Origin of the sequence: Microbacterium terricola (assembly GCF_027943945.1) — a bacterium.
Lineage (GTDB): Bacteria > Actinomycetota > Actinomycetes > Actinomycetales > Microbacteriaceae > Microbacterium > Microbacterium terricola.
Genome location: NZ_AP027141.1, coordinates 2,430,733 through 2,454,500, shown reverse-complemented (window position 1 = coordinate 2,454,500; position 23,768 = coordinate 2,430,733). Strand labels below are relative to the sequence as shown.

The window sequence follows — 23,768 nt, the reverse complement described above, 5'->3', positions numbered from 1 at the left end:
ACCCCACCCTGTGCTCGCCGCGAGCACGGGGTGGGGTCGGCGCTTGGGGGTGGGGTCGACGCGTCGGGGTGGGGTCGGCGCGTCGGGGTGGGGTCGCGCGGGTTCGGGGTCGCGCGGGGGCCGGCGCTCAGGCGATGGCGCGAGCGGCCCATGCGGTCGCGGAGACCGTGAAGGGACCCTCGGGCATCAGGGTTCGGGCATGGGCGCGCACGCGCTCGCGGGCGGCCCCGTCGAGCGCGGCGAGCTGTCGCCCGGCCGGCGCGACGCCGAGCGTGTACGGCTCCCACCACGCGTCGAAGCCCGGATAGTCGACCCGCACCGCCAGCTCGCCCGAGACGACCTCGGTGCACCCCGCATCCGTCAGCAGCTGGCCGAGGTCGCCGTCATGTCCACCCACCCGGGCGGTCTCATCCTCGACGTCGGGAGCCACGGCCTTGAGTGCCTGGAAGAACCGCGTCTGCGGCGCGCGGCCGCCGGCGAAGTCCCACACGCAGGCCGCGACGATGCCGCCTGGGCGCGTCACGCGGCGCATCTCCGCGACGCCGGCCGCCGCATCCGTCATGAAATGCACGACGAGCTCGGCCATCGTCGCATCGAAGGTGCTGTCGGCGAAGGGGAGCGACTCGGCGCCGCCGTGGCGGATGTCGGCGGCGGGGAACGTCGCCTGGGCCGCCGCGACGAAGCTCGCCGACGGGTCGATGCCCGCGACGTTCGCCTCGCCCCATCGGGCGGTCAGCACCTCCGTCAGCGCGCCGGGTCCGCAGCCGACGTCGAGCGCGCGACCTGACAGCGGCAGTCGGCACCAGTCCGCGAAGTGCACCGCGAGCGGGCGGGAGTACCGCCCCATGAAGCTCTCGTAGGCCTCCGCCGCGACGTCGAACGACATGCCCGCAGTGTAGGTCGAGCCGCGCGCGGGATCTACGAGCCATGCGCCAGATCGCCGACCCCACCCTCTGGGCACGAGCCCACCCTCAGCGCCCCGCGCATACGGGGTGGGCTCGACGATTCGGGGTGGGGTCGACGTGAAATAAGGGGGGTGTGCGAGCACCCCGCGTCTACGCGAGGGCGTCGACGATCGGGCGGAACTTGACCCGGGTCTCGAGCAGCTCCGTCTCCGGGTCGCTGCCCGTCACGATCCCCGCGCCCGCGTAGGCCGTGACCGGGATGCCGGCGGCCGAGGCCGCGTCGACGTCGAACTGGGCGCAGCGCAGGGCGATCGCCCACTCGCCGTCGCCGGCTGCGTCGATCCAGCCGACCGGCCCGGCGTAGCGCCCGCGGTCGAAGGGCTCGAGCCGGCGGATGAGGTCGATCGCCGCGTCGGCCGGGGTTCCGGCCACCGCCGCCGTCGGGTGCAGGGCCGCGACGAGGTCGAGCGCGGAGGCCGAGCCGCCCAGCTCGCCCTCGACGTCCGTCGCGAGGTGCCACACGTTCGGCAGCTTGAGCGTGAACGGCGCCTCGCTCGCGACGAGCGCGCGGGTGTGGGGCCGCAGGGATGCCAGCACGCTCTGCACCGCGAACTCGTGCTCGTCCAGGTCCTTGACGCTCGTCGCGAGGGCGGTGGATGCGGTGATGTCCGCGTCCGCGTCGGCCCCGCGAGGGGTCGTCCCGGCCAGAACCCGGGCCGTGATCGTGCCGCCGTGCACGGTCACCAGGGTCTCGGGGCTCGCGCCGATCAGCCCGTCGACGGCGAACGTCCAGGTGTCGGGGTACTCGGAGGCCAGGGCCCGCGCGAGCCGGCGCAGATCCGAGCCGGCGGGCACCGTGCCGCGCAGATCGCGGGCGAGCACGACCTTCTCGACCTCGCCCGCGCCGATCGCCTCGAGCGCGCGGCGGACCGATGTCATGTAGCCGGCCGCGGTCTGCTCGCCCGGTCCGACCCCGCCCGACCAGTGCGGGCCGTAGGGCGTCTCGGTGAGCACGGCGGCCGCGTCATCGTCGGGGGTGCGGATCGTGGTGACCCACGAGCGTCCGCCGCGCCGGCCGACGACGACGCGGGGCACGCTCAGCACGCTGCGGCGACCCGACCGGGCGTCGAAGGCCAAAGCCCCGAACGCGATGAGCCCCGTGCCAGGCAGGCCGACCTCGTCGTGCACCTCGGCGGCCGCGGCAACTGCTGCCCACTGGCTGCCGAGCGGCGACCGGTCAGGACCACCCTCGAGCACGAGAGCCTCGCCGAAGCCCACCATGCCCTCGCCGCGCCGGCTCCACACCACGGGATGGGACGCCGAGGTGTAGGGGAGCAGGTCTTCGACGGACTCGATCTCTCGGGTGTCCACGAGCAGCCGAGGAGCAGCGGAGACGGTCACGGCATCCAGCCTAGACTCGCACCGTGACCGACCTCGTCCGCCCGGCGCCCGGCGCCCGCCTGCTGTTCCGCTGGCGCAAGTGGGATGGGTCGGTGCACTGGGTGCACGACTGCGTCTATCTCGGCAGCGACCGGTGGGGCGACTGGGTCGGTCAGGTCGCCGGCGCACGCAGTCACCGGCCAGGGCGCGAGGTCATCGCCGCGCAGGCGAACGTCAGCCTCGTGCCGCCAGCGGGCGAGTGGGTGCTGACCATGAACGCGCCCGGTCACCTGACGCGCGTCTACATCGACCTGGCCTGGGATGCCGGCTGGACCGAGACCGGCGAGCCGGTCGGCATCGACATGGACCTCGACGTGATCGACCGTGAAGGCCAGGGAATCTGGATCGACGACCGCGACGAATGGGACGAGCACCGGGTCGCCCTCGGCTACCCGCCCGACGTCGTCGCGCGCCTGGAGCAGGTCGCGCTCGACCTCGAGCGACAGGTCACCGCGCACGAACCGCCCTTCGACGAGGCGACCGCCGCACACTGGCTCCAGCGCCTCACCGAGCTCACCGCGTCCTGAGCGCCCGCCTACACTCGATGGGGTGAGCCCCGAACCGAATCGCGCCGACCTCGGCAAAGACCCCGCGCGCGTGAGCGGCATGTTCGACGAGGTCGCCCCCGGCTACGACCGCACGAACACGGTGCTCAGCCTCGGCAACGACAGGCTCTGGCGCGCAGCCACCACCCGCGCCGTCGCGCCGCGTCGTGGTCAGCGCATCCTCGACCTCGCCGCAGGCACGGGCGCGAGCTCGGTCGCGCTCGCCGGCAGCGGCGCCGAGGTCGTCGCGGCGGACTTCTCACCCGGCATGATCGCCGAGGGGCGTCGGCGGCACGGCAGCATCCCGAATCTGTCGTTCGTCGAGGCCGACGCGACCGCTCTCCCGTTCGACGACGACGCGTTCGACGCCGTCACGATCTCGTTCGGCCTGCGCAACGTGGTGGAGCCGAAGAAGGCGCTCGCCGAGATGCTGCGCGTCACCAAGCCGGGCGGCCGCATCGTCGTGTGCGAGTTCTCGCAGCCGCCGTCGCGCGCGTTCAACGGGCTCTACCGCTTCTACAACGACCGCATCCTCCCGGTCGTCGCGAAGAGCGTGAGCTCGAACGCCGAGGCGTACGACTACCTCAACGAGTCGATCAAGGACTGGCCCGACCAGCAGACCCTCGCCGCGTGGATGCGGGAGGCCGGCTGGACCGAGGTCGCCCACCGCAATCTCTCGTTCGGCATCGTCGCCCTGCACAGGGCAGTCAAACCGGCGACCGAGCCCGCCCGGTAGGCTGGAAGGCGTGTCTCCTTCGGCGTCGAGCTCGCGTATCGCGGGCAAGCTGGGCCTGACCGACCGGATCTTCGCCGGCACCAAGGCCCGCAAGCTTCTGTCGACCGTCGAAGCAGGGCTCGAGGAGGTCGACCGCACCCTCGCCCGCGAGCTGCGCAGCGCAGACGCGATCGCCGACGCAGCCGGCCGCTACCTCTACGAGGCCGGCGGCAAGCGCGTGCGTCCGATGCTCGCCCTGCTCACCGCTCAGCTCGGCGACGGCGCCACCGAGGCCGTCATCCAGGGTGCCACCGCGCTGGAGATGACCCACCTCGGGTCGCTGTACCACGACGACGTGATGGATGCGGCGGACCGCCGCCGCGGGGTGCCCAGCGCCCACGCCGTGTGGGGCAACAGCGTGGCCATCCTCACCGGAGACCTGCTGTTCTCGCGCGCGAGCGTGCTGATGTCGCGCCTCGGCGACGACGCCATCCGGCTGCAGGCCGACACCTTCGAGCGCCTCGTGCTCGGGCAGCTGCACGAGACCGTCGGACCCGAAGAGGGCGCAGACCGTGTCGCGTTCTCGCTGCAGGTGCTCTCCGACAAGACCGGGTCGCTCATCGCCGCCTCGGCGCAGGCCGGCGCGATCTTCTCCGGCGCCCCCGCCGAGTACGAGCAGCCCCTGATCACGTTCGGCGAGAAGGCCGGCGTCGCGTTCCAGCTCATGGACGACGTCATCGACCTCTCCGACGACCCCGGCGAGACGGGCAAGGTGCCTGGCACCGACCTCCGTGCGGGCGTGCCGACCATGCCGTACCTGATCCTCGACCAGCGGACGGATGCCGGCGCCATCGCCCTGCGCGAGCGCATCGACGCGGGTGTCGCCCGCATCGCCGACGGCGCTGACCCCTCGATCCTCGACGACGACATCGCCGCGCTGCGCGACCACGACGCCACCGAGGCGACGCGACTGCTCGCAGAGCAGTGGGCCGCCGAGGCGATCGCCGCCCTCGCGCCGCTCCCCGACGGCCCCGTGCGGGAGGCGCTCACCCGCTTCGCCCAGGCCGTCGCCGACCGCAGCAGCTGACCTGCCCCCGACCGGGTCGGGGAGCGGAGTGAAAGGAACCACCATGACCAAGCTCAGGCTGGCCATCGTCGGCGCAGGCCCCGCCGGCATCTACGCGGCCGACATCCTGCTGAAGGCAGAGCGGAAGTTCGACGTCTCGATCGACCTGTTCGAGCAGCTCCCCGCGCCGTACGGGCTGGTCCGCTACGGCGTCGCGCCCGACCATCCGCGCATCAAGGGCATCATCACGGCGCTGCGCGAGGTGCTCGACCGTGGCGACATCCGCCTGTTCGGCAACGTCCGCTACGGAGAGGACATCACCCTCGACGACCTCAAGCGGCACTACCACGCGGTCATCTTCGCCACCGGCGCGATCCGCGACACCGACCTCGACATCCCCGGCATCGACGCCGTCGGCTCGTACGGCGCCGCGGACTTCGTGAGCTGGTTCGACGGACACCCCGATGTGCCGCGCGAATGGCCGCTGGACGCCGCATCCGTCGCCGTCATCGGCAACGGCAACGTGGCGCTCGACATCTCGCGGATGCTGGCCAAGCATGCAGAGGATCTGCTGGTCACCGAGATCCCCGACAACGTCCACGCCGGGCTGGCCGCATCCCAGGTCACCGATGTGCACGTGTTCGGCCGGCGCGGTCCCGCGCAGGTGAAGTTCACGCCGCTCGAGCTGCGTGAGCTCGGCGAGCTGCGCGACGTCGACATGGTCGTCTACGACGAGGACTTCGACTACGACGAGGCGTCGAAGGCGGCGATCGCCAGCAACAAGCAGGTGCTGGTCATCGACCGCGTGCTGCAGTCGTGGCGAAAGCGCGACTCCGTCAACAACGCCGGCGGCACGGCGTCGCGCCGGCTGCACCTGCACTTCTGGGCGAAGCCGCTCGAGGTCGTCACCGACGACCAGGGCCGGGTCGCCGCGCTGCGCTGGGAGCGCACCGCGCCGGACGGCCAGGGCGGCGTCGTGGGCACCGGCGAGATCCGCGAAGTGGCGATCCAGTCGCTGTACCGCGCGGTGGGCTACTTCGGCTCGCCGCTGCCGGGCATCCCGTTCGACAAGCGCCACGGCGTCATTCCCAACCACGAGGGCCAGGCGCTGCGGCAGGACTCCAACGAGCGGGTACCGGGCGTCTACGCCACGGGCTGGATCAAGCGCGGACCGGTGGGACTCATCGGCCACACGAAGTCCGACGCGATGGAGACCATCAGCCACGTCATCAACGACCAGGGCTCGTGGTGGACTCCCGCCGATCCCTCGCCGGAGGCGATCCCCGCCCTGCTGGCCGAGCGAGGTGCGCGCTGGACCGACCTCGACGGCTGGCACCGTCTCGACGCCCACGAGATCGGGCTCGGAGCGCCGCAGGAGCGTGCGCGGGTCAAGGTCGTGCCGCGCGAAGACATGGTGCGCGTCTCGCGGGGAGAGTAGCCCCTTAGGCTGGCGCCATGACCGGAGCATGGCAGCCCGACCTGCTCGGCGACGGGTTCGAGCAGCTGACGCTGCCCCTCGAGGCTGATGCCGAGGGCCCGGTCGTCGCGACTCTCGTCCGCCGACTGCCGCGGTCCTTCCTGGGTCTCGGTCACGGGCCGCTGCGCGACGTCGACGTGCTCTACGTCCACGGCTGGTCGGACTACTTCTTCCAGACCGAGGTCGCGAAGTTCTGGAACGACCTCGGCGCGCGCTTCTACGCGCTCGACCTGCGCAAGTACGGGCGCAGCCTGCGCGACGGGCAGACCCCGGGGTACATCACCGACCTCGAGACGTACGACGAGGACATCGCCGCGGCGCGAGCCGAGATGGACTCGGGCCGGCGCCTGGTGCTGCAGGGGCATTCCACCGGCGGCCTCATCCTGGCGCTGTGGGCCTCGCGGCATGCGCGGGCCGCCGACGCGCTCGTGCTGAACAGCCCGTGGCTCGAGCTGCAGATCGGCGCGATCGCCCGTCAGACCCTCGCCCCGATCGTGGGGGTGCGGGCGCGCTTCGACCCGCTCGGAACCCACCCGGTCCTCGATCTCGGCTTCTACACCCGGGCGCAGACCGAGGTCGGGGCGCTGCCCGTCCCGGGCTATCAGTCGGCGTGGCGCCCGCCGCAGGGCTTTCCGACGCATCCGGGCTGGTTCGCCGCGATCCTCGAAGGCCACCGCCGCGTCGCCGCGCGGATCGAGGTGGGATGCCCCGCGCTCGTGCTCCTCTCGACCCGCACGACGCCCCCGCTGAGCTGGCGTGAGGAGATGACGTCGTCGGACTCGGTCCTCGTCGTCGACGACATCGCGAGAGCAGCCACTCGCCTCGGCTCCATCGTCACGATCGGCCGCATCGACGGCGCCATTCACGACGTCTTCCTGTCGCGGCCGGAGCCGCGCGCGAGCGCCTACCGGATGCTGCGGCGCTGGGTCACCGGCGTGCTCTGAGCCGAGCGTGGGTCATGGAGCGGCGACGCGCTCGGCGAGTCGGCCGATCTCCTCGTCGGAGAGCGAGATGCCGGCCTGCTCGAGGCGCTGGTGCAGCACCTCGGCGATGCGGTCGAGCGGCTCGTTGGCGACGTCCATGCGCGTCTGCGCGACGATGCCGTCGAACTTCTCGTCCTCGGTGGCGTTGTTCTGCGACATCACGGGCACGTTCTGCTCGGCCTGACCGGCCATCTCGTGCTGGGCCTGCCCGGCGGTGAGCGTGTTGCGGGTGCCGTCCTGGCCGTGGTGGTCGCGGGGATCCGCACCCTCGGGGAGAGTCGTCTCCACCGGGACGTCGATGGGGGTCGCGGGCTCGAAGGGCGGCTCGTCGCGTGGAGCGGCGTCGGCCTTGCCGCTGTCGGGATAGTTCGCGCCCGGCGCCTCGAACTCGTTCTCAGTGGTGGAGATGCTGTCGTCTCGGGGGTCGCTCATGGCGTGTCCTCTCGTCCAGCATCCACTTTGCGCCCGCGGTGGCGGAGGGACGAGGGGCTTGACGGCACGATGCCGCTCGGATAGCGCGACGGCGCCCTGTTTCGCTGCGGGGGGTGAGCCCAGCACGGGTCGGCCCCTTCGCCTGTCGCAATCTGCGCGTTCTGCCGCCGATTGCGACAGGTGAACGGGTTGGAACGGGGTTCGGGGACCCGGTAGAGGTGAACCGGCCGGGTTACCGGCGGGGCCGGGGCGGGGTGAATGGACATGCGGTGGTCACCGATCGGCCACGCGCAGGGTGCGCGGGGAGCGCTACGGTGACGGCATGGACGAATCCGTCGAGGTGTACGTCATCCTCGCGGCAGGGATGCTGCTGCTGCTCGCCACGATCGGCATGGGCGTCGCTGCCGGTCGCAGCAGGCGCCGCTGACGCTTACCGGTAGTTGACGAACTGCAGGTCGACGTCGAGGTCGGCGGCCTTGAGCAGGCGCTGCACTTCCTGCAGGTCGTCGCGGCTCTTGGACTGCACGCGCAGCTCGTCGCCCTGGATCTGCGACTTGACCGACTTGGGGCCCTCGTCGCGGATGATCTTGCCGATCTTCTTGGCGTTCTCGGACGAGATGCCGTCCTTGATCGTCGAGAGGATGCGGAACTCCTTGCCGCTGGCGAAGGGCTCGCCCGACTCGAGGCTCTTCAGCGAGATGCCGCGCTTGATCAGCTTGGACTGGAAGACGTCGAGCACCGCCTTGGCGCGCTCCTCGGTGCTCGCCTTGATGAGCACCGACTCGCCGCTCCACTCGACCGACGCGCCGGTCCCCTTGAAGTCGTAGCGCTGCTCGATCTCCTTGCGGGCCTGGTTCAGCGCGTTCTCGGCCTCCTGGTGGTCGACCTTGCTCACGATGTCGAAGGATGAATCAGCCATGCGCCGAGTCTAGCCACGGCCTCTCGGCGCAGCATCCGTCATCGCCCCCTGCCCGTGCGGACACGGCGTTCGTAGACTGGGGCGATGCGACCGCTCACCGAAGCACAAGTGCGGGCGTCGATCGTGAACGCCTCGCCGGACGACCTGCGGCTCATGGAGCTGCCCCACGACTTCGTGCTGCTCGACTGGGACCACCTCGACTTCTTCGCGTGGCGCGACCCGCGCACGCGCGGCCGTGGCTACGTGGTCGCTGAGATCGACGGCGAGCCGACGGGCATCGCCCTGCGCGCCGCCGAGGGCAGCTCGCGCGCCCGGTCGGCGATGTGCAACGTGTGCCACACGATGCAGCCGGCCGACCAGGTGTCGCTGTTCTCAGCCCGCAAGGCCGGGTCGGCGGGGGAGCACGGCGACAGCGTCGGCACCTACCTCTGCGCCGACCTGTCCTGCCACGAGAACGTCCGGCTGGCCGCCCCGCTGGCGCCGAACGAGGTGCGGGCGAGCGTCGACCGCCGGATCGACGGCACCCGGCGCCGCGCCGAGGCCTTCGTGCAGCAGGTCGCCGAGACCGCGCGGAGCCGGGCATGACCGCCCCCGTCGTCGTCGTGGGCGACGCGCTGATCGACGAGCTGCGCGACGACCGCGGCGTCCGGGAGTTCGTCGGCGGCGCAGCGCTCAACGTCGCCGTCGGCCTCACCCGCCTCGGCGTTCCGGCGGCGCTCATCGCGATGGTCGGCGACGACGAGGCGGGGGAGCGGATCCGTGCCTTCCTCGGCGACTTCGGCGTCGAGCTGATCGAGACGCGGGGCCCGCACGGCAGCTCACGCGCGGTCAGCGTGCGCAGCGGCGGCGGTGAGCCGCAGTACGAGTTCAACGTCGCGGCGAAGGGCCGCCGCATCCACTTCGGCGACCGGGAGCGCGCTGCGATCGCCGCCGCCCCCGTCGTCGCGGTGAGCTGCTACCCGTTCGACGACGTCGCGCAGACGCTCGAGCTCGCGCAGGCCTGCGAGGGCGCACGCCTCGCGATCGACCCGAATCCTCGGGCCGGGATGCTGAGCGACCGCGCCGAGTTCGTGCGCGGGTTCGAGTCGCTCGCCGCGCGCGCCGAGCTCGTCAAGGTCGGCGACGACGACGCGGCGCTGCTCTACGGCGAGCCGCTCGACTGGCTGCGCGAGCGGGTCATCAGCCTGGGCGCAGCCGCCGTGCTCGCGACGGAGGGCGCCGGCGGCGCCACCATCGAAGCGGGGACGGATGCGGTCACCCGCCCGATCTCGGACCTGCCCGGCGCGATCGTCGACACCATGGGAGCGGGCGACGCAGCATTCGCGGCGACCATCGCCTGGTTGCTCGAGGCGACCCCGGACGGCGCGGACGCGTGGGGCGAGGTGCTGCAGCAGGCGATGGACGTCGCAGCGGCGACCTGCCGGTTCGAGGGTGCGCTGCTGCGTCTGCCGTCGGCGGTCGAGGGCATGGATCTCGACCGTCTCGGCACCTGAGCGATCGTGGTTCGTGGCATCGCCCGGCGCAGAGTAATATAGGTGATCGCGCCTCCGATCGACTGCAAAAGCCGGGCGGGTGCGCGCCTGGCGAGTTACCCAAGCGGCCAAAGGGATCTGACTGTAAATCAGACTGCTCAGCATTCGGGGGTTCGAATCCCTCACTCGCCACCAATCGCAAGAAGCCCCCGCTCGACGGGGGCTTCTTGCGTGTCAGGCGCGGATGCGGCGGCTACAGCGCGCCGATGCGCTCCTTGAGCTGAGCGACGACGGCGGGATCCAGCTGGCCTCCCGCGAGTGCGAGCACCTGCTCGACGGGCATCGCCTTCACGAAGCCGAGCATCGGGTCGTCGGCGAGACCGGGAGCGAGCTCCGCGAGGATGGCCCGAGACTCCGGATCGGCCAGCAGCTGCTCGAGTGTCGTAGTCGTGAGGTCGAACTTGCCGGGCATGCGCACTCCTTCGTGGTCGAGGTTGCTCCAGCATGGCACCATGCCAGGATGAGGGCACATGCCCTTGCCGGAGAGGATCGCCATGACCGTGCCCGCACCGTACCCGCCGACCGTCGACGAGCAGCGGAGCCCGTTGCTGCGCGCCGCGATCTGGGTCGCGATCGGCGCGCTCATCGCCGCCGCGCTCGTGTGCGTGGTGTGGGTGCTCATCGGCACGCAGAACGGCATCGTCGGCCGGGCATTCCTCACGATCCTGCTGCTCGCGGGCTTCGGCGGCATCTCGATCCTGGAGGCGCACCTCGCGCCGCGCCGCCCCACCTGGTTCGCGCTGGCGAGCATGGGGTCATGGGTGGTCGCGCTCATCATCGGCGCCGTGTTCATCTGGATGCCCGAGCGCCACTACTTCGGCGGCATCGGCCGGTTCATGCAGTTCCTGCTGATCGTGCTGATCCTCCAGCTGGCCCTGCTGCACATCCGCCTCTATTCGAAGGCGCTCGAGCGGCACCGCACGACGTTCACCCAGGTGGTCGGCATCGTCACGATCGCGCTGGTCGTCGGACTCGCCGCCCTCCTCATCGTGCCGCTCGTGATGTCGGAGTACGTGCGGTTCCTCGACATCTACTGGCGCATCGTGGTCGCCGTCGCGATTCTCGCCGCGGTCGGCACCGCGCTCATCCCGCTGGTCAACGCGCTCTTCGCGCCTCGCAAGCCGCGCCCGCTCGCGCCGCACCCGCATCAGGCGGTGCAGACCGCGCCGCCCGCGCCGCAGCAGGCCTGGCCGACGTACGTCGACGGCTACACGCCGCTGCCGGTCATGCCCGACGGCACGCCGGACTGGAACGCGTACTACACGGGATACCCGACGGTCCACGCACCCGCTCCCGAAGCGCCGCAGCAGACGTCGTCGGCTCCGGGATACGAGGGCTTCCCGCCGCCGCCCCCGCTGCCGCCGCGCCCCTGACCGGGCTCAGCGCCCGAGCAGCTCGAGCGCGGCCATCGCCGCGTTGTGCCCGCCGAGGCCGCTGACCGCGCCGCCGCGCCGCGCGCCCGAGCCGCACAGGAGCACCCGGTCGTGCGCGGTCGCCACGCCCCAGCGCGCGGCCGCGCCGTCGAGGTCGGCGCCGTCTTCGGCCCACGGCCACGACAGCTCGCCGTGGAAGATGTCGCCGCCGACCATCCCGAGCGACTGCTCCAGGTCGGCGGTCGTCCGCGCCTCGATGCACGGCGTGCCGTCGGGTGCGAGGTAGAGGCAGTCGGCGATGGGTTCGGCGAGCACGCTGTCGAGCGACCGCTGCGCCGCGGCCAGCAGAGCGGAGCGCACCGCATCCCCATCGGCATCCGCGACGAGCCGGTGCGGCGCCTGCAGCCCGAACAGAGTGAGCGTCTGCGCACCTTCGGCTCGCAGCTCGGGGCCGAGGATCGACGGATCCGTCAGCGAGTGGCAGTAGATCTCGGCGGGCAGGGGATCGGGGATGCTGCCGCCCGCCGCCTGGGCGTGCGCCGCGTCGAGCTGGCTCATCGTCTCATTGACATGGAAGGTGCCGGCGAACGCCGCCTCCGGCGCGACGGCGGTGTCGCGCAGCCGGGGGAGCCGCCGCAGCAGCATGTTCACCTTCACCTGGGCGCCCTCCGGACCGGGGCCTGTGGGGTCGCCGTCCTCGCCGAGCAGTCGGGCCAGCACGGCGGGACCCACTCCGCTCAGCACGAGGCGCCCGCGCAGCGTCTCCGGGCGCTCTCCGCCGACCTCGACCTCCCCGTCGGGCGAGATCGCGGTGACCGGGGCGTCCACGCGCAGCTCGGCGCCCGCGTCGCGGGCAGCCCGCTCGAGCTCGGCGCTCACCCGGCCCATGCCGCCCACGGGGACGTCCCAGTCGCCGGTGCCGCCGCCGATGACGTGGTACAGGAAGCACTTGTTCTGCCGCAGACTCGCCTCGTCCGCGGTCGCGAACGTGCCGATCAGCCCGTCCGTCAGGGCGATGCCCTGGGCGAGATCGGTCGCGAGCGATCGGCGCAGCATCCCGCCGAGCGGGTTCGTCACGACGTCGTCCCAGAGGGCGTCGTCGCCGAGCCGTCGCCGCTGCTCCGCGGCGGTCAGCAGCGGTTCGGTCATCGTCGGGAACAGGGTCTTCGCGAGCGGCACCAGCCGGTCGGTGAAGCGGGCGTACCGGTCGGACTCGGCACGGTCGCCCGTGGTGCGGGCGAACGAGTCGGCGGTGGCGGCAGCATCCGCCGTGTCGACGAGGATGCCCCGCGACGGGTCGGCCGGGTCGGGCGTGTACGACGAGTAGCGGCGCCGGCGAAGCTCGACCCGCAGGCCGAGGTCGTCGACGATGCGGCGGGGGAGCAGGCTCACCAGGTACGAGTAGCGCGAGAGGCGGGCGTCGACGCCGGACCACGGATGCTGCGACACGGCGGCTCCGCCGAGGTGGCCCAGGCGTTCGAGCACGACGACACGGAGTCCGGCGCGGCCGAGGTAGGCCGCGGCGACGAGGGCGTTGTGGCCTCCGCCGACGATGACGACGTCGTGGGTGGCGGGCGCGGTGTCGGGCATGCCGCCCACGGTAGCGCGGCCGATAGCGTGGAACCGTGACGGACGCATCGGAACTCGTTGAGCTGGCCGCGGAGATCGCACGCGAGGCGGGGGAGCTGGCCCGCACCCGGCGCGCGGCAGGCGTCGAGATCGCCGACACGAAGTCGGCGCTCGCCGATATCGTCACCGAGGCCGATCGTGAGGTAGAAGTGCTGATCCGCTCGCGGCTGGCGGCCGCGCGGCCGCAGGACGGCTTCCTCGGCGAGGAGTCGGGGGCCGAGCGCGGCACGAGCGACATCACCTGGGTCGTCGATCCGATCGACGGCACCGTGAACTACGCCTACGGCATCCCCTCGTACGCGGTGAGCATCGGCGCCGTCCGCGGCGAGCCGGATCCGGCCGAGTGGCAGGCACTCGCCGGAGTGGTCTTCAACCCCATGAGCGGAGAGCTCTTCCGCTCAGGTCTCGGCGACGGCGCGTGGCTCGGCGACGTCCGGCTGAGGGTGGCGGAGCCCACAGGCGCCGGTGCGCTGCTGGCGACCGGGTTCGGCTACGACCCGGCGACCCACGCCGGCGACCTCGCGCGCGTCGCCCGCGTGATGCCCCTCGCGCGCGACCTGCGGCGGGCGGGCGCGGCCTCGCTCGACTTCGCGTTCGTCGCGGCCGGGCGCCTGGACGGCTACTTCGAGCGGGGACTGCACCCCTGGGATCACGCGGCCGGCGCGCTGCTGGTCACCGAGGCGGGCGGTCGGGTCGGCGGTGCCGGACGCGGTGACACTCCGACCAATGCGCTCACGGTCGCGTCCGGCCCGGGCCTGTACGAACGGCTGCGCGCTCTGGCGCTCGGGGAGTGAGATATCGGACACGCGTGTCCGATATACCGGCCCCGCACATGGCATTCCCAGTGTGTCCGGGGTAGTGTTTACCCATTCGTTACCATCGCTGCCCGAACGGCGAGGGTGAATCGAAGACCTGATCCCTGTCCGCGTTGCCCCCCCGCACCCGAACCGAGAGCACGCCAGCTTGCCTTTCGACCTCCCCCCGGCTGACTCTGCGCCCACGCGCCGTTCCAGCCGCGCCGCCACCACGCCTGTCCAGGCGTCGTCGGCGACTTCGGGGAGCACGCGAGCCGAGCTGCGCCGCCAGGGTCGCGCCGTGCCGGAGGCGCCGGCCGACACGACGGTGCCGCCCATGGTCGCCGCCGCAGTCGCAGGGATCGCCGCCGCCGCAGCCGACGCGGTCTCGACCGACGATGCCGTCGCCTCCGCACCCCGCACGTCGGAGGTCGCCGCGGCGTCCTCCCGCCGTGCCGCCCGTGCCGCACGTCTGGCCACCGGCGAGCAGCCGGTGCAGGCGCAGGAGCCCGTCGCCGAGCCGGAGGGCGAGACGTACGCCGACCTCGTGTTCGACGAGCCGTTCCTCCAGGAGCCGGTGTTCGTCGCCGAGCCCGAGGTCGACTTCGTGGCCGAGCCCTTCACCGCCGACCTCGACGAGTTCGAGGCCGCCGCGCGACTCTTCTCCTTCACCGCAGAGACGCCGATCCAAGAATCCGCAGCGCCGGAAGCCGCAGCTGAGCAGGAGCCGGCCGATGAGAGCCTTCCCGCTCCCGTCGCCGCGGTGCGCAGCCGCGGCGCCTCGTTCCGGCGGCTGGCGACAGCATCCTTCTCCATCGGCGTCGTCGGCGTCGTCGGCCTGATGGCGGTCGGCATGACGACTCCGGCGCAGGCCCTCGCCGCCGCCAGCGGCAACTCGGCCACGCTCTCCGTGCTCGCGCCCTCCGGCGGCGACGTCGCGGCGGAGGACTCGCAGATCCAGGCGTACGTCGCCCCCTCCACCGTCGAGAACGTCGCGGTCGCCCGCAGCGAGAACTACGAGATGGTGAGCATGGCCCAGATCGCGGCCGATGAGGGCATCACCAACACCTCGGACTTCTACGTCAACGACCCGACCTCGAACATCCAGTGGCCCTTCGCCGTGGGTGTGCCGATCACGTACGGCTTCGGCTGGCGCTCGGGCGCCATGCACGAGGGTGCCGACTTCGTGCCCGGCGAGGGCGCACCGGTGCAGGCCATCGCCGACGGCACCGTGCGCATCGCGACCGAGAGCGGCGGCGCCTACGGCGTCACCGTCGTGCTCGACCACATCGTCGACGGTCAGCTGGTCTCGACCCGCTACGGCCACATGCTGTACGGATCGCTGAAGGTCTCGGTCGGCCAGAGGGTCACGGTCGGCACCGTGCTCGGCAACACCGGCAACACCGGACGCTCGTTCGGCGCGCACACCCACGTCGAGGTTCTGCTCAACGGCACGACCCCGACCGACCCGATCGTGTGGCTGCGCAAGTACACCGACGGAACCCACGAGGTCGGCTGACCTCGATTCGAAGGGATGCCGGTGCTCTGGTATTCTCTTCTAGTTGCCCGCATGCGGGCAGCACGCCCCGATAGCTCAGTGGCAGAGCACTTCCATGGTAAGGAAGGGGTCGTCAGTTCAATCCTGACTCGGGGCTCGGAACATCCGGATTTTCTTGCCGGATGCTGCGCGGCAGGGTAGCTCAGTTGGTGAGAGCGCACGACTCATAATCGTGAGGTCGCGGGTTCAAGCCCCGCTCCTGCTACAGATCGAGACCCCCGGATTTCCGGGGGTTTTGTCGTCTTCGGCGCGGGTAGCATTCAGGGATGACCAACCCGGCCCCTGTCGAAGACATCCCGATCGGCGGGGAGACCATCCGCCTCGGACAGTTCCTCAAGTTCGCGGGGCTGTTCGACTCCGGCGGCGACGTGAAGGAAGCCATCATCGACGGCTACGTGCTCGTCAACGGCGAGGTCGATCGTCGCCGCGGCCGGCAGCTGCAGCTCGGCGACGTCGTCAGCCACGAGGGGCGCGAGGTGCGCGTCTGCCGGTGAGGCTGTTCTAGTTCGCGGTCGGGTCGGTCGCGGTCAGTTCGGCCACGGAGATCTTGAGCGGGTAGGCGTTGGCGGCGGTGGGCACGTAGCTGGTCAGTCCGACGTTTCCGGGTGCCTGGAGGGTGGCGGTCGCGTCGGTGCGGGTGAGCTGCCACGTCGCCGGTTCGGGTGATGCGGAGCGCCACATCTTGCCGGACAGCGATGTCGGCGATGTCCCCTTCACCTCGAACGCGATCGAGTACAGCGTGCCGGGGACGATCACGAGCCCGGGCACGGTGAACGAGGAGCCGATCGCGCCGGAGCCGCGCATCATGAGGAGCTGGATCGTGCCGTCCGCCGCGACCCTCACGCGCATCAGGTACTGCTCGGCGCCGACCTGTCGTCCGATGAAGGAGATGTACTGCGCCGCGGCGATCTTGTCGACCGAGAACGACGCGGTCAACCGGGTGTTCGCGCTCGACACCGCCGTGAGGTTCGCCTGGACCCAGGACGAGTTCGGGATGGTCAGCACGCCCGCGCCCCCTGCCACGGCGTACCGCGACAGGGGTGCGGTCACCGTCCAGGCACCGCCGGCATCCGCCGAGCCCCACCCGTTCGCCACCGTCCGCTCGAACAGATCACGCGCCAGGGCGGGTGCCTGTGCGGTCACGGTCACCTGCTTGGACACCGGAGCCGATACGCCGCCGTCGTCATCTGTCACGGTGAGCGTCACCGTGTAGGTGCCCGCCGCCGCATACGTGTGCGAGGTCGTCGCCGTTGTCGTCGTCGCCGTCGCGGAGTCCCCGAACGTCCATCCATACGACGCCACCACGCCATCGCTGTCGGTACTGGATGAGCCGTCGAGGGACGCCAGCAGATTCGTCGTGGTCGCCGAGAATGCCGCGACCGGCGGCTGGTTGACCGGCGGGGTCGCCGTGACCGTCACGGTCTTCGTCACCGGAGGGGACACGCCGCCGTCGGCATCCGTCACCGTCAAGGTGATCTCGTAGGTGCCGGCCGCGGCGTAGGTGTGCGAGGTCGTGACCCCCGACCCGGTTCCGCCGTCGCCGAACGCCCACGCGTACGACGCCACGGTGCCGTCGGGGTCGCTGCTGGCGGACGCATCCGTCGACACGGCGAGGTCGTCCGCGGTGGACGTGAACGATGCCGTGGGAAGTTGATTGGCGGGCGGTGCGGCCGTGGGGTCGGTGGCGGTCAGTTCGGTGACCGAGACCTTGAGGGGGTAGGCGTTCGCCGCGCTGGGCACGTAGCTGGTCAGCCCGATGTTGCCGGGTGCCTGGAGCGCCGCGGTCGCGTCGGTGCGCGTCAGCTGCCATGCTGCCGGTTCGGGGGAGGCGGCCCGCCACATCTTGCCCGACAGCGACGTCGGCGAGGTGCCTTTCACCTCGAACGCGATCGAGTACAGCGCACCCGGCGCGATCACCAGGCCGGGCACGGTGAACGAGGAGCCGATCGCGCCGGAGCCGCGCATCACGAGGAGCTGGATGGTGCCGTCGGCCGCGACCCGCACGCGCAGCAGGTACTGCTCGGCGCCGACTTGTCGTCCGATGAAGGAGATGTACTGCGCGGCCGCGATCTTGTCGACCGAGAACGTCGCCGTCAATCGGGTGTTCGCGCTGGACACCGACGCGAGGTTCGCCTGCACCCACGACGAGTTCGCCATGGTCAGAACTCCCGCGCCTCCTGCCACGCTGTACCGCGATGGAATCGCCGCCAACGTCCAGGCGCCGCCCGCATCCGCCGAACCCCATCCGTTCACCACCGTTCGCTCGAACAGATCACGTGCGAGCACGCTGTCAGGGGGTGTCCGGACCGTCCACGTGGGCGAGACGGTCGTGGCGTCACCGTCGGCGACGCGCGCGCGCCACTCGACGTCGGTATTGCGCGGCAAGCCGGTCCACGTCGTGGTCGCCACCGATCCAGACGGGGCCGAGACCGTTGCTATGGGTGCGAAGGGCGCGGGGACCGTCGGAGCCAGGGGAAAGGGAAGGGTGAACGACGAATCCGCGTCCGTCTCGAACTGATCGAGGTACGGGGAGTAGGTGAACGCCGTCATCTTCCCCGCAGCAGGATCGAACCGGTAATACCGGAGCCAGCCGTTGCCGCCGTTGGCGCGCTCCTGATAGTCCGAGAGGATCTGATGCACCGGCTGGCCGCATGCGTTGTCGTCGGTTCGGCGGGATTCTCCGAGGTCGCCGTTGTGCTCATGCCCGTTGACCACGAGGCGGATCTGGCAGTGCGTGCGCACGAACGTCTGCCAGGTCGTCTCCGGCGGCGTGCCGCCCGGTCGCTGCGCGAACGTGCGCCGTGCTCCCGGGAGGTTCAGGAACGCGTGCGTGAACATGATCACCTGGCGGTCGGGGTGGGCGGCGAGCACGCGATCCGCCCAGTCGAGCACCGTCGCCGACGCCTCCCATTCCAGGCCGAGAGCGAGCCAATCGACACCTCCGGCGGTGAACAGCGAGTAGTTGTTCATGTTGCCGCGGTCATCGGCATCGGGGCCGAACTGGTTCTGGCCCATGTACCCGCCGTAGCGCGCGGTGCTGGGCGTCCATGAGGCGTTCTGGAACCGGCTCGGCGGGAACCACGTGTCGTACGCCGCGTGCTCGCCGGTGGAGTTGTCGAAGTCATGATTGCCCGGCACGACAGCGTTCGGCACGCCGTTGTCGTTGAGCAGCTTCAGTGCGGCCGAGGCGTTGGACCACTGGCTCGCGGAACCCCAGACGCTCACGATGTCGCCGACCTGCACGGCGAACTCGGTGTTGAGACTCGCCCGGCTGTCCACGATCCACTGCATCTGCTGCGTCATGATCGCGGTGCGGGCCGAGCTCGTCGTGTAGTTCTGGGTGTCAGGGATCACCATGAGCGTGAACGGGTCGCCGGCGGTGGGGCCCGGCACGGTGGCGCCCTTGATCCGACCCTCGAACGTGACGTTGAGCGGATCGCCGTCCGGATCGCTGACAGCGACGCTCAATCTCGGGTCGGCTGTGCGCGATGTCGTCCCATCAGCGGGGGCGACGAGCGTGGGCGTCAGCGGCGCGGTCGCCGACGCCGGAGCCGCCACCATGACGGACGCGACGACGGCCAGCGTCGCGACGAACACGATCGTTCCACGCCGGAATGGTCGGCGCGAAACGGCAGACAACGAGGACGCGCTCATACGGTCTCCCATGGTGCGGCGCGAATCTTCGGGTTTGAGGCGGATTGTGGCACCGACGCGTCGGAATGACAAGGGGGCGAGCTGCGGCCCGACCACCTTGTGGGCTGCCGTCGCACGGTGTCATCCTGCAGGGGCCACACCTGATCGCATGCTTCTCGTCGCTGCGCCCTGGAGGCCGCATGACACGCGCCGCCGTGACCCTCCCAGACCTGGCTGGTTCTCACGCCCTCGTGACGGGCGCAAGTGATGGCATCGGCCGTCAGATCGCTCTCGGACTCGCGCGCGCGGGCGCCGACCTCATCCTCCCTGTTCGCAATCGCGAGAAGGGGGAGCGTGCCGTCGCGTCCATCCGAGCGTCGATTCCGGATGCCGGCATCCAGCTGTGCGACCTCGACCTCAGCCGGCTGGGATCGGTGAGAGACCTGGCCGAGCAGCTGCGGGACGGCCCGACGATCGATGTGTTCGTGGCCAACGCGGGGATCGTCTCGCTCGGCGACCCGACGCGGCATGTCAGCGAGGACGGATTCGAGCTGCACTTCCAGACCAACTTCCTCGGTCACTTCGTGCTCACCCTCGCACTGCTCCCCGTGCTCGCGAACAGTCGCGTGGTCGTGCAGTGCAGCTACGCCGCCCGGTTCGCCCGCATCGACTGGGACGACCTGCAGTCCGAGCACCGGTACTCGGCGATGCGCGCGTACGCCATGTCGAAGCTCGCGCTCGGGCTGTTCGCCTACGAGCTGTCGCGGCGCAGCGCTGCCAACGGGTGGGGAGCGCGGGTCTCGGTGTGCCACCCCGGCATCGCCCCCGACACCGGCATCGGGCCGCTCATCCGCGAGCGCGCGTCCGACGGCACCCTCGCCGCGCTCGCACGTCGACTGGGCAACACCCCGGCCGAGGCCGCCCAGCCCGCACTCCTGGCAGTGGCGATGGATGCCGGGGGCTGCGAGTTCTACGGCCCGTCGGGACCGCCCGGCTTCTCGGGTCCTGCCCGGAACCGGCGCCCGTACCGACATCTGACGGACCGCGCGGCGGCGACACGGATGTGGGAGCGTGCGGAGGAATTCACGGTGGCGTGATCCGGACGGCGCGCTTGATCACCAGCGCATCGCTGTCGAGGCGAGCCCGGTCTCGCTCGATCGTGTCGGGAACGACAGTCCAGCCGTCTCCGGCATAGCGGGGGATGACATGAAGGTGGAAGTGGAACACGGTCTGGAAAGCGGCTTCGCCGTCGCAGACGAAGAGGTTGATCCCTTCGCACCGGAAGTCGGAGCGGCGGAGGGCACGCGCCAGGTCGTGGCCGACGGACCAGACGTGGGCGCCGGTGGCGACGTCGAGGTCCTCCAGCCCGACAGCGTGCGTGCGCGGCACGACGAGAAGATGGCCGGGCGTGACGGGGTTCAGGTCCATGAAGGCGACGACGGTCTCGTCCTCGTAGACCACGCTGGCTTCGCCCTGTCCGGCCACGATGGCGCAGAAGGGGCAGTCCTGCGGCGGCGGGGTCGTGCTCGGTGGCATAGCGCAATAGTGCCAGGACGCGCCGGCCCGTTCAGGGATGGCGCGGAGCGACGTGCACGTCGGAGATCAGTGCGCAGCATCCCACCAGTCGAGCACCCTGGTGCCGATGAGCGTGAGCCACCGGGATGGCTGCCCTTCCGGGACGTCTACATCGAACCAGGTGCGACCGGGGAGCGGGGCGCCCTGCAGCCAGGTGCCGTCGGGCTGCCGAGTGGCGCGCACGACATCGACGGCGTCGGCGAGTCGGGGGTCCGGCGGTGACTCTTCGAGAAGGCTCACGTCGCGGAAGTGGTCCAGCGCGGCCAGTGCGCTGTACCGATGACGGTTGGGATACACGAACCGGGTCGCGAACGGACCCACGAGTTCTCCGGTCGAGGCGCGATACAGCAGGCGACGGCTGAGCAGGTATTCCTCCCCGCCGTGACGGGCCTCGCGGTGACGGGTGTCGCCGGTGATGCGTTCGTATGCCAGCATTCCGCGGGCCGCGTTGAGGGTCGAGTGAAAGGACGACCGCGTCGAGTTGCCCTCCTCGGCCTCGCAGTTCCACCCGCCGTCGGCGAGGCGATGCGCCGGGAACCACTCCGCGAGCGCGGAGACGTCCGCGCCGAGCCATGCACCGCTCGCGAGTGTGTACGAGTTGATGCACACATCGACCTCGCCGCCCCAGTAGGGCAGGTCGTTGTAGTCCCACCGGCTGTTCGCCGCGAGCTTCTCGGCGGTGCCCGCAAGCGCCCCCGCATCGAGGCCCCACTCCCGCAGGTCTTTCAGCACCCAGGTCGTGGCGACCCACGGCTGACCGGGCTGCTCGGACTCCGGACTGCCGAAGAACCCGGCGGGGAAGAAGGATCCGCCCGCCCACTGGCCGTCGGCATCCTGCTTCGCCAGCAGATCGGCGCCCCAGCCCTCGGTGGCGACTCGCGCTCGCGTCGCCTCCCACGTCGACGGTGGAGCGTCGGCGAGGTCGCGCTCGACCTGCCATCGCAGAGCCGGATCAGAGTCGAGCAGCCACGCGAGCACTCCGGAGTCGATCGTCATACCCGGCAGGCTAGCCATCGCCACCGACAGCGGGAAGGCAGTCCGGTGGGCATACTGAGAACGTGACTCCCGAGGACGTGCACGCCTACTGCGCCGCGAAGTGGGGTGCGTGGGAAGACCAGCCATGGGAAGGCGATCTCGTCTTCAAAGTCGGCCCGGGCGAGCGCGGCAAGATCTTCGTCTTCTTCGGCGATGGCAGCGCGATCGGGGTCAAATCGGCCACCACCCGGGATGAAGCCGACGAGTGGCTGATCCGGTATCCGCACGATGCCAGGGTCTCGGCGTACATCGGACGCTCGGGCTGGAATGTGCTCAACACGACCGGCGGCATCCCCGACGACGAGCTGCGCGAGGCGATCGACCGATCGTACGAGCTGGTCATCGCGGGGCTGCCGAAGAAGTTCCGGGGACCGCACGCGGAGCAGGCGAGCGCGCTCTAGTCGTCCGCGGGTCGTCCCGCGGCGACGAGGTGCGGCGCCCGGCTCACCGTGATGGACAGGACGGCGGCGATGGCGCACAGTGCCGCCCCGCCCCACCATGCGTAGGTGTAGGTGCCGAAGGTGTCGCGGATGATGCCGGCGCCCAAGGCGGCGACGGCGGCGCCGATCTGGTGCGCGGCGAACACCCACCCGAAGACGATCGTGCCGCGCTCGCCGAAGATCTCGCGGCACAGCGCCGAGGTCGGGGGAACGGTGGCGACCCAGTCGAGCCCGTAGATGACCACGAACAGCACCATGCTGGGATGCACGACGTCGGACAGCAGCCAGGGCAGCAGGACGAGGCCGACACCGCGGAAGGCGTAATAGGCGACGAGCAGGATGCGCGGGTCGAACTTGTCGGTCAGCCAGCCGGAGGCGATCGTGCCAGCGATGTCGAAGAGGCCCACGACGGCGAGGAGGGTCGCGGCGGTCGTGGTGGCCATGCCGTGGTCGTGGGCCGAAGGGATGAAGTGGATGCCGATGAGCCCGTTGGTCGTGGCGCCGCAGATGGCGAACGCGACGACGAGCGCCCAGAACGACGGCCTCTTCGACGCGAAGGCGAGGCCGTCGAGTGCCCGGCGCGCGGCGTTCCCCTGGGGGCGGCTGGGTGCGGAGTGCGTCGCGGGGTCGGCTCCGAACGGGAGGACGCCGCGATCCTCCGGATAGTCGCGGAGAACGAGCCAGACTACCGGCACGGCCGCGAGGGCGACCGCTGCGACGAGGAGGGATGCTGTGCGCCACCCGGCCGACTCGGCGAGGTCGGCGACGATCGGGAGGAAGATGAGCTGGCCGGTCGCGGACCCGGCGGTGAGGATGCCCATCACCAGACCGCGGCGGCGCACGAACCAGCGGTTCGCGATCGTCGCCGCGAAGACGAGCGCCATCGAACCGGTGCCGAGCCCGATCAGGACTCCCCAGAACACGATCAGCTGCCAGGACGCGGTCATCAGGATGCTGCCGCCTGCGCCGAGTGCGACAAGGGTGAGGGCAGCTGCGACGACCTGACGGACGCCGAACCGATCCATCAGCGCGGCGGCGAAGGGTGCGGTGAGCCCGTAGAGCAGGAGGTTGATGCTGACGGCCAGCGACATCTCGGTCGTGGACCAGCCGAACTCCTCGTTCAGCGGGACCATCAGCGCGCCGGGGGCGGCCCGGAACCCGGCTGCGGCGAGGAGAGCGAGGAACGCGACGGCCGCCACCCACCACGCAGGGTGGATGCCACGGCGACTCGCTGCGGGCTCGAACGCGGGCGATCGGTCGGGTCGCGGCACGCCGTCGTCGGTCTGCCTCGTCATGCGGCCGGCTCCGCATCGCCGGGCGAGAGGTAGGCGACGGCGTCGATCTCGATGTCGAACTCACCCGACCAGCTGGCGACCGGGACGAACACCCGGGTCGGCGCATCGCCGGTGAAATGGCGCGCGTACACCTCGTTGATCGTCCGGTAGTGGCCGGCGTTCGCGGCATAGATGCGGACGTTCACGACATCGTCGAACGAGGCTCCGGCTGCCGTGAGGCACGCAGCGAGCGCGCGGAGGCAGGTGTCGGTCTGGGTTGCGATGTCGCCGCGGACGAGTTCGCCGGTCTCCGGGTCATACGGGGGCAGGCCCGAGACGTAGACGGTGGGGCCGGCCGTGTTCACAAGGGTCAGCGGGACGCCGAGGCGAGCGAACGACTCGGAGAGCACGGGAACGGTGACGATGGTGCGCATGGGTGGCCT

The 23,768-nt window shown here is 71.0% G+C and carries 24 protein-coding genes and 3 tRNA genes; 16 read left to right on the top strand and 11 right to left on the bottom strand.

Going from position 1 to position 23,768, the window contains the following annotated elements; all coding sequences use genetic code 11:
- Nucleotides 1–127: 127 nt before the first annotated feature.
- Nucleotides 128–886: a class I SAM-dependent methyltransferase gene (locus tag Microterr_RS11700; RefSeq protein ID WP_263797761.1), complete on the bottom strand. Its 759-nt coding sequence runs from the start codon at nucleotides 884–886 to the stop codon at nucleotides 128–130.
- A 169-nt stretch (nucleotides 887–1,055) separates the two neighbouring features.
- Nucleotides 1,056–2,306 carry an isochorismate synthase gene (locus tag Microterr_RS11695; protein WP_263797762.1) on the bottom strand — a complete coding sequence of 417 codons (1,251 nt, stop codon included), beginning with the start codon at nucleotides 2,304–2,306 and terminating at the stop codon, nucleotides 1,056–1,058.
- Nucleotides 2,307–2,329: 23 nt separating this feature from the next.
- On the opposite strand from Microterr_RS11695, the gene Microterr_RS11690 reads away from it, so the two are divergent.
- From Microterr_RS11690 to Microterr_RS11670, 5 genes are read left to right on the top strand one after another with little or no spacing between them, the layout of a single operon-like run.
- On the top strand, nucleotides 2,330–2,872 hold the full coding sequence (locus tag Microterr_RS11690) for a DUF402 domain-containing protein (RefSeq protein WP_263797763.1): 543 nt from the start codon (nucleotides 2,330–2,332) through the stop codon (nucleotides 2,870–2,872).
- Nucleotides 2,873–2,894: 22 nt separating this feature from the next.
- Nucleotides 2,895–3,626, top strand: coding sequence for a demethylmenaquinone methyltransferase (locus Microterr_RS11685; RefSeq protein ID WP_263797764.1), 732 nt, complete (start codon nucleotides 2,895–2,897; stop codon nucleotides 3,624–3,626).
- A gap of 10 nt (nucleotides 3,627–3,636) precedes the next feature.
- Nucleotides 3,637–4,692, top strand: a complete 1,056-nt coding sequence (locus Microterr_RS11680; RefSeq protein WP_263797765.1) for a polyprenyl synthetase family protein — start codon at nucleotides 3,637–3,639, stop codon at nucleotides 4,690–4,692.
- A 43-nt stretch (nucleotides 4,693–4,735) separates the two neighbouring features.
- Entirely contained in the window at nucleotides 4,736–6,109 is a 1,374-nt protein-coding gene (locus Microterr_RS11675) for an FAD-dependent oxidoreductase (RefSeq protein WP_263797766.1), read from the top strand.
- Between the two features lie 17 nt (nucleotides 6,110–6,126).
- Nucleotides 6,127–7,092, top strand: coding sequence for an alpha/beta hydrolase (locus Microterr_RS11670; RefSeq protein WP_263797767.1), 966 nt, complete (start codon nucleotides 6,127–6,129; stop codon nucleotides 7,090–7,092).
- 12 nt (nucleotides 7,093–7,104) lie between these two features.
- Here the strand turns inward: Microterr_RS11670 and Microterr_RS11665 are convergent, their stop codons facing one another.
- Nucleotides 7,105–7,563 carry a hypothetical protein gene (locus Microterr_RS11665; protein ID WP_263797768.1) on the bottom strand — a complete coding sequence of 153 codons (459 nt, stop codon included), beginning with the start codon at nucleotides 7,561–7,563 and terminating at the stop codon, nucleotides 7,105–7,107.
- A 430-nt stretch (nucleotides 7,564–7,993) separates the two neighbouring features.
- Nucleotides 7,994–8,482, bottom strand: coding sequence for a YajQ family cyclic di-GMP-binding protein (locus Microterr_RS11660; protein WP_263797769.1), 489 nt, complete (start codon nucleotides 8,480–8,482; stop codon nucleotides 7,994–7,996).
- 84 nt (nucleotides 8,483–8,566) lie between these two features.
- Here Microterr_RS11660 and Microterr_RS11655 point away from each other — a divergent pair, with 84 nt between their 5' ends.
- The 3 genes from Microterr_RS11655 (at nucleotide 8,567) to Microterr_RS11645 (ending at nucleotide 10,149) form a co-directional block, all read left to right on the top strand.
- A complete protein-coding gene (locus Microterr_RS11655; RefSeq protein WP_263797770.1) occupies nucleotides 8,567–9,067 on the top strand; it encodes an FBP domain-containing protein in 501 nt (166 codons plus the stop codon).
- Nucleotides 9,064–9,975: a PfkB family carbohydrate kinase gene (locus Microterr_RS11650; RefSeq protein WP_263797771.1), complete on the top strand. Its 912-nt coding sequence runs from the start codon at nucleotides 9,064–9,066 to the stop codon at nucleotides 9,973–9,975. The genes Microterr_RS11655 and Microterr_RS11650 overlap by 4 nt, the downstream gene beginning before the upstream one ends.
- An 89-nt stretch (nucleotides 9,976–10,064) precedes the next feature.
- Nucleotides 10,065–10,149 (top strand) — tRNA-Tyr (locus tag Microterr_RS11645).
- Between the two features lie 58 nt (nucleotides 10,150–10,207).
- On the opposite strand, the gene Microterr_RS11640 is transcribed toward Microterr_RS11645, so the two are convergent.
- Nucleotides 10,208–10,426, bottom strand: a complete 219-nt coding sequence (locus Microterr_RS11640; RefSeq protein ID WP_263797772.1) for a hypothetical protein — start codon at nucleotides 10,424–10,426, stop codon at nucleotides 10,208–10,210.
- Between the two features lie 82 nt (nucleotides 10,427–10,508).
- Between Microterr_RS11640 and Microterr_RS11635 the strand changes: the two genes are divergently transcribed.
- Nucleotides 10,509–11,387, top strand: a complete 879-nt coding sequence (locus Microterr_RS11635) for a hypothetical protein (RefSeq protein WP_263797773.1) — start codon at nucleotides 10,509–10,511, stop codon at nucleotides 11,385–11,387.
- Nucleotides 11,388–11,393: 6 nt separating this feature from the next.
- Here Microterr_RS11635 and Microterr_RS11630 read toward each other — a convergent pair whose 3' ends face one another.
- Nucleotides 11,394–12,977, bottom strand: coding sequence for a phytoene desaturase family protein (locus Microterr_RS11630; protein ID WP_263797774.1), 1,584 nt, complete (start codon nucleotides 12,975–12,977; stop codon nucleotides 11,394–11,396).
- Between the two features lie 35 nt (nucleotides 12,978–13,012).
- Between Microterr_RS11630 and Microterr_RS11625 the strand changes: the two genes are divergently transcribed.
- The 5 genes from Microterr_RS11625 to Microterr_RS11605 all read left to right on the top strand — a co-directional run bounded on the left by Microterr_RS11625 (nucleotide 13,013) and on the right by Microterr_RS11605 (nucleotide 15,862).
- Nucleotides 13,013–13,810 (top strand): inositol monophosphatase family protein, encoded by a 798-nt coding sequence (locus Microterr_RS11625; protein ID WP_263797775.1) that lies wholly within the window; start codon nucleotides 13,013–13,015, stop codon nucleotides 13,808–13,810.
- A 301-nt stretch (nucleotides 13,811–14,111) separates the two neighbouring features.
- Nucleotides 14,112–15,329, top strand: a complete 1,218-nt coding sequence (locus Microterr_RS11620) for a M23 family metallopeptidase (RefSeq protein WP_263797776.1) — start codon at nucleotides 14,112–14,114, stop codon at nucleotides 15,327–15,329.
- 64 nt (nucleotides 15,330–15,393) lie between these two features.
- Nucleotides 15,394–15,465 (top strand) — tRNA-Thr (locus Microterr_RS11615).
- Nucleotides 15,466–15,499: 34 nt separating this feature from the next.
- Nucleotides 15,500–15,573 (top strand) — tRNA-Met (locus tag Microterr_RS11610).
- Between the two features lie 61 nt (nucleotides 15,574–15,634).
- Nucleotides 15,635–15,862, top strand: a complete 228-nt coding sequence (locus Microterr_RS11605; protein ID WP_263797777.1) for an RNA-binding S4 domain-containing protein — start codon at nucleotides 15,635–15,637, stop codon at nucleotides 15,860–15,862.
- Between the two features lie 7 nt (nucleotides 15,863–15,869).
- Here the strand turns inward: Microterr_RS11605 and Microterr_RS11600 are convergent, their stop codons facing one another.
- On the bottom strand, nucleotides 15,870–18,965 hold the full coding sequence (locus Microterr_RS11600) for a PKD domain-containing protein (RefSeq protein WP_263797778.1): 3,096 nt from the start codon (nucleotides 18,963–18,965) through the stop codon (nucleotides 15,870–15,872).
- A gap of 236 nt (nucleotides 18,966–19,201) precedes the next feature.
- On the opposite strand from Microterr_RS11600, the gene Microterr_RS11595 reads away from it, so the two are divergent.
- Nucleotides 19,202–20,098, top strand: a complete 897-nt coding sequence (locus tag Microterr_RS11595) for an SDR family oxidoreductase (RefSeq protein WP_281974200.1) — start codon at nucleotides 19,202–19,204, stop codon at nucleotides 20,096–20,098.
- Here the strand turns inward: Microterr_RS11595 and Microterr_RS11590 are convergent.
- Both Microterr_RS11590 and Microterr_RS11585 read right to left on the bottom strand, forming a co-directional pair.
- Nucleotides 20,085–20,537, bottom strand: a complete 453-nt coding sequence (locus tag Microterr_RS11590) for an HIT family protein (RefSeq protein ID WP_263797780.1) — start codon at nucleotides 20,535–20,537, stop codon at nucleotides 20,085–20,087. The two genes, Microterr_RS11595 and Microterr_RS11590, sit on opposite strands and share 14 nt — an antisense overlap.
- Before the next feature lie 66 nt (nucleotides 20,538–20,603).
- Nucleotides 20,604–21,572, bottom strand: a complete 969-nt coding sequence (locus Microterr_RS11585) for a squalene cyclase (protein WP_263797781.1) — start codon at nucleotides 21,570–21,572, stop codon at nucleotides 20,604–20,606.
- Nucleotides 21,573–21,634: 62 nt separating this feature from the next.
- On the opposite strand from Microterr_RS11585, the gene Microterr_RS11580 reads away from it, so the two are divergent.
- Nucleotides 21,635–22,012, top strand: a complete 378-nt coding sequence (locus tag Microterr_RS11580) for an MmcQ/YjbR family DNA-binding protein (protein ID WP_263797782.1) — start codon at nucleotides 21,635–21,637, stop codon at nucleotides 22,010–22,012.
- Here Microterr_RS11580 and Microterr_RS11575 read toward each other — a convergent pair.
- Both Microterr_RS11575 and Microterr_RS11570 read right to left on the bottom strand, forming a co-directional pair.
- Nucleotides 22,009–23,346 carry an MFS transporter gene (locus tag Microterr_RS11575; RefSeq protein WP_263797783.1) on the bottom strand — a complete coding sequence of 446 codons (1,338 nt, stop codon included), beginning with the start codon at nucleotides 23,344–23,346 and terminating at the stop codon, nucleotides 22,009–22,011. The genes Microterr_RS11580 and Microterr_RS11575 overlap by 4 nt on opposite strands.
- Nucleotides 23,343–23,759 (bottom strand): Rid family hydrolase, encoded by a 417-nt coding sequence (locus tag Microterr_RS11570; protein ID WP_263797784.1) that lies wholly within the window; start codon nucleotides 23,757–23,759, stop codon nucleotides 23,343–23,345. The genes Microterr_RS11575 and Microterr_RS11570 overlap by 4 nt, the downstream gene beginning before the upstream one ends.
- Between the last annotated feature and the right edge of the window lie 9 nt (nucleotides 23,760–23,768).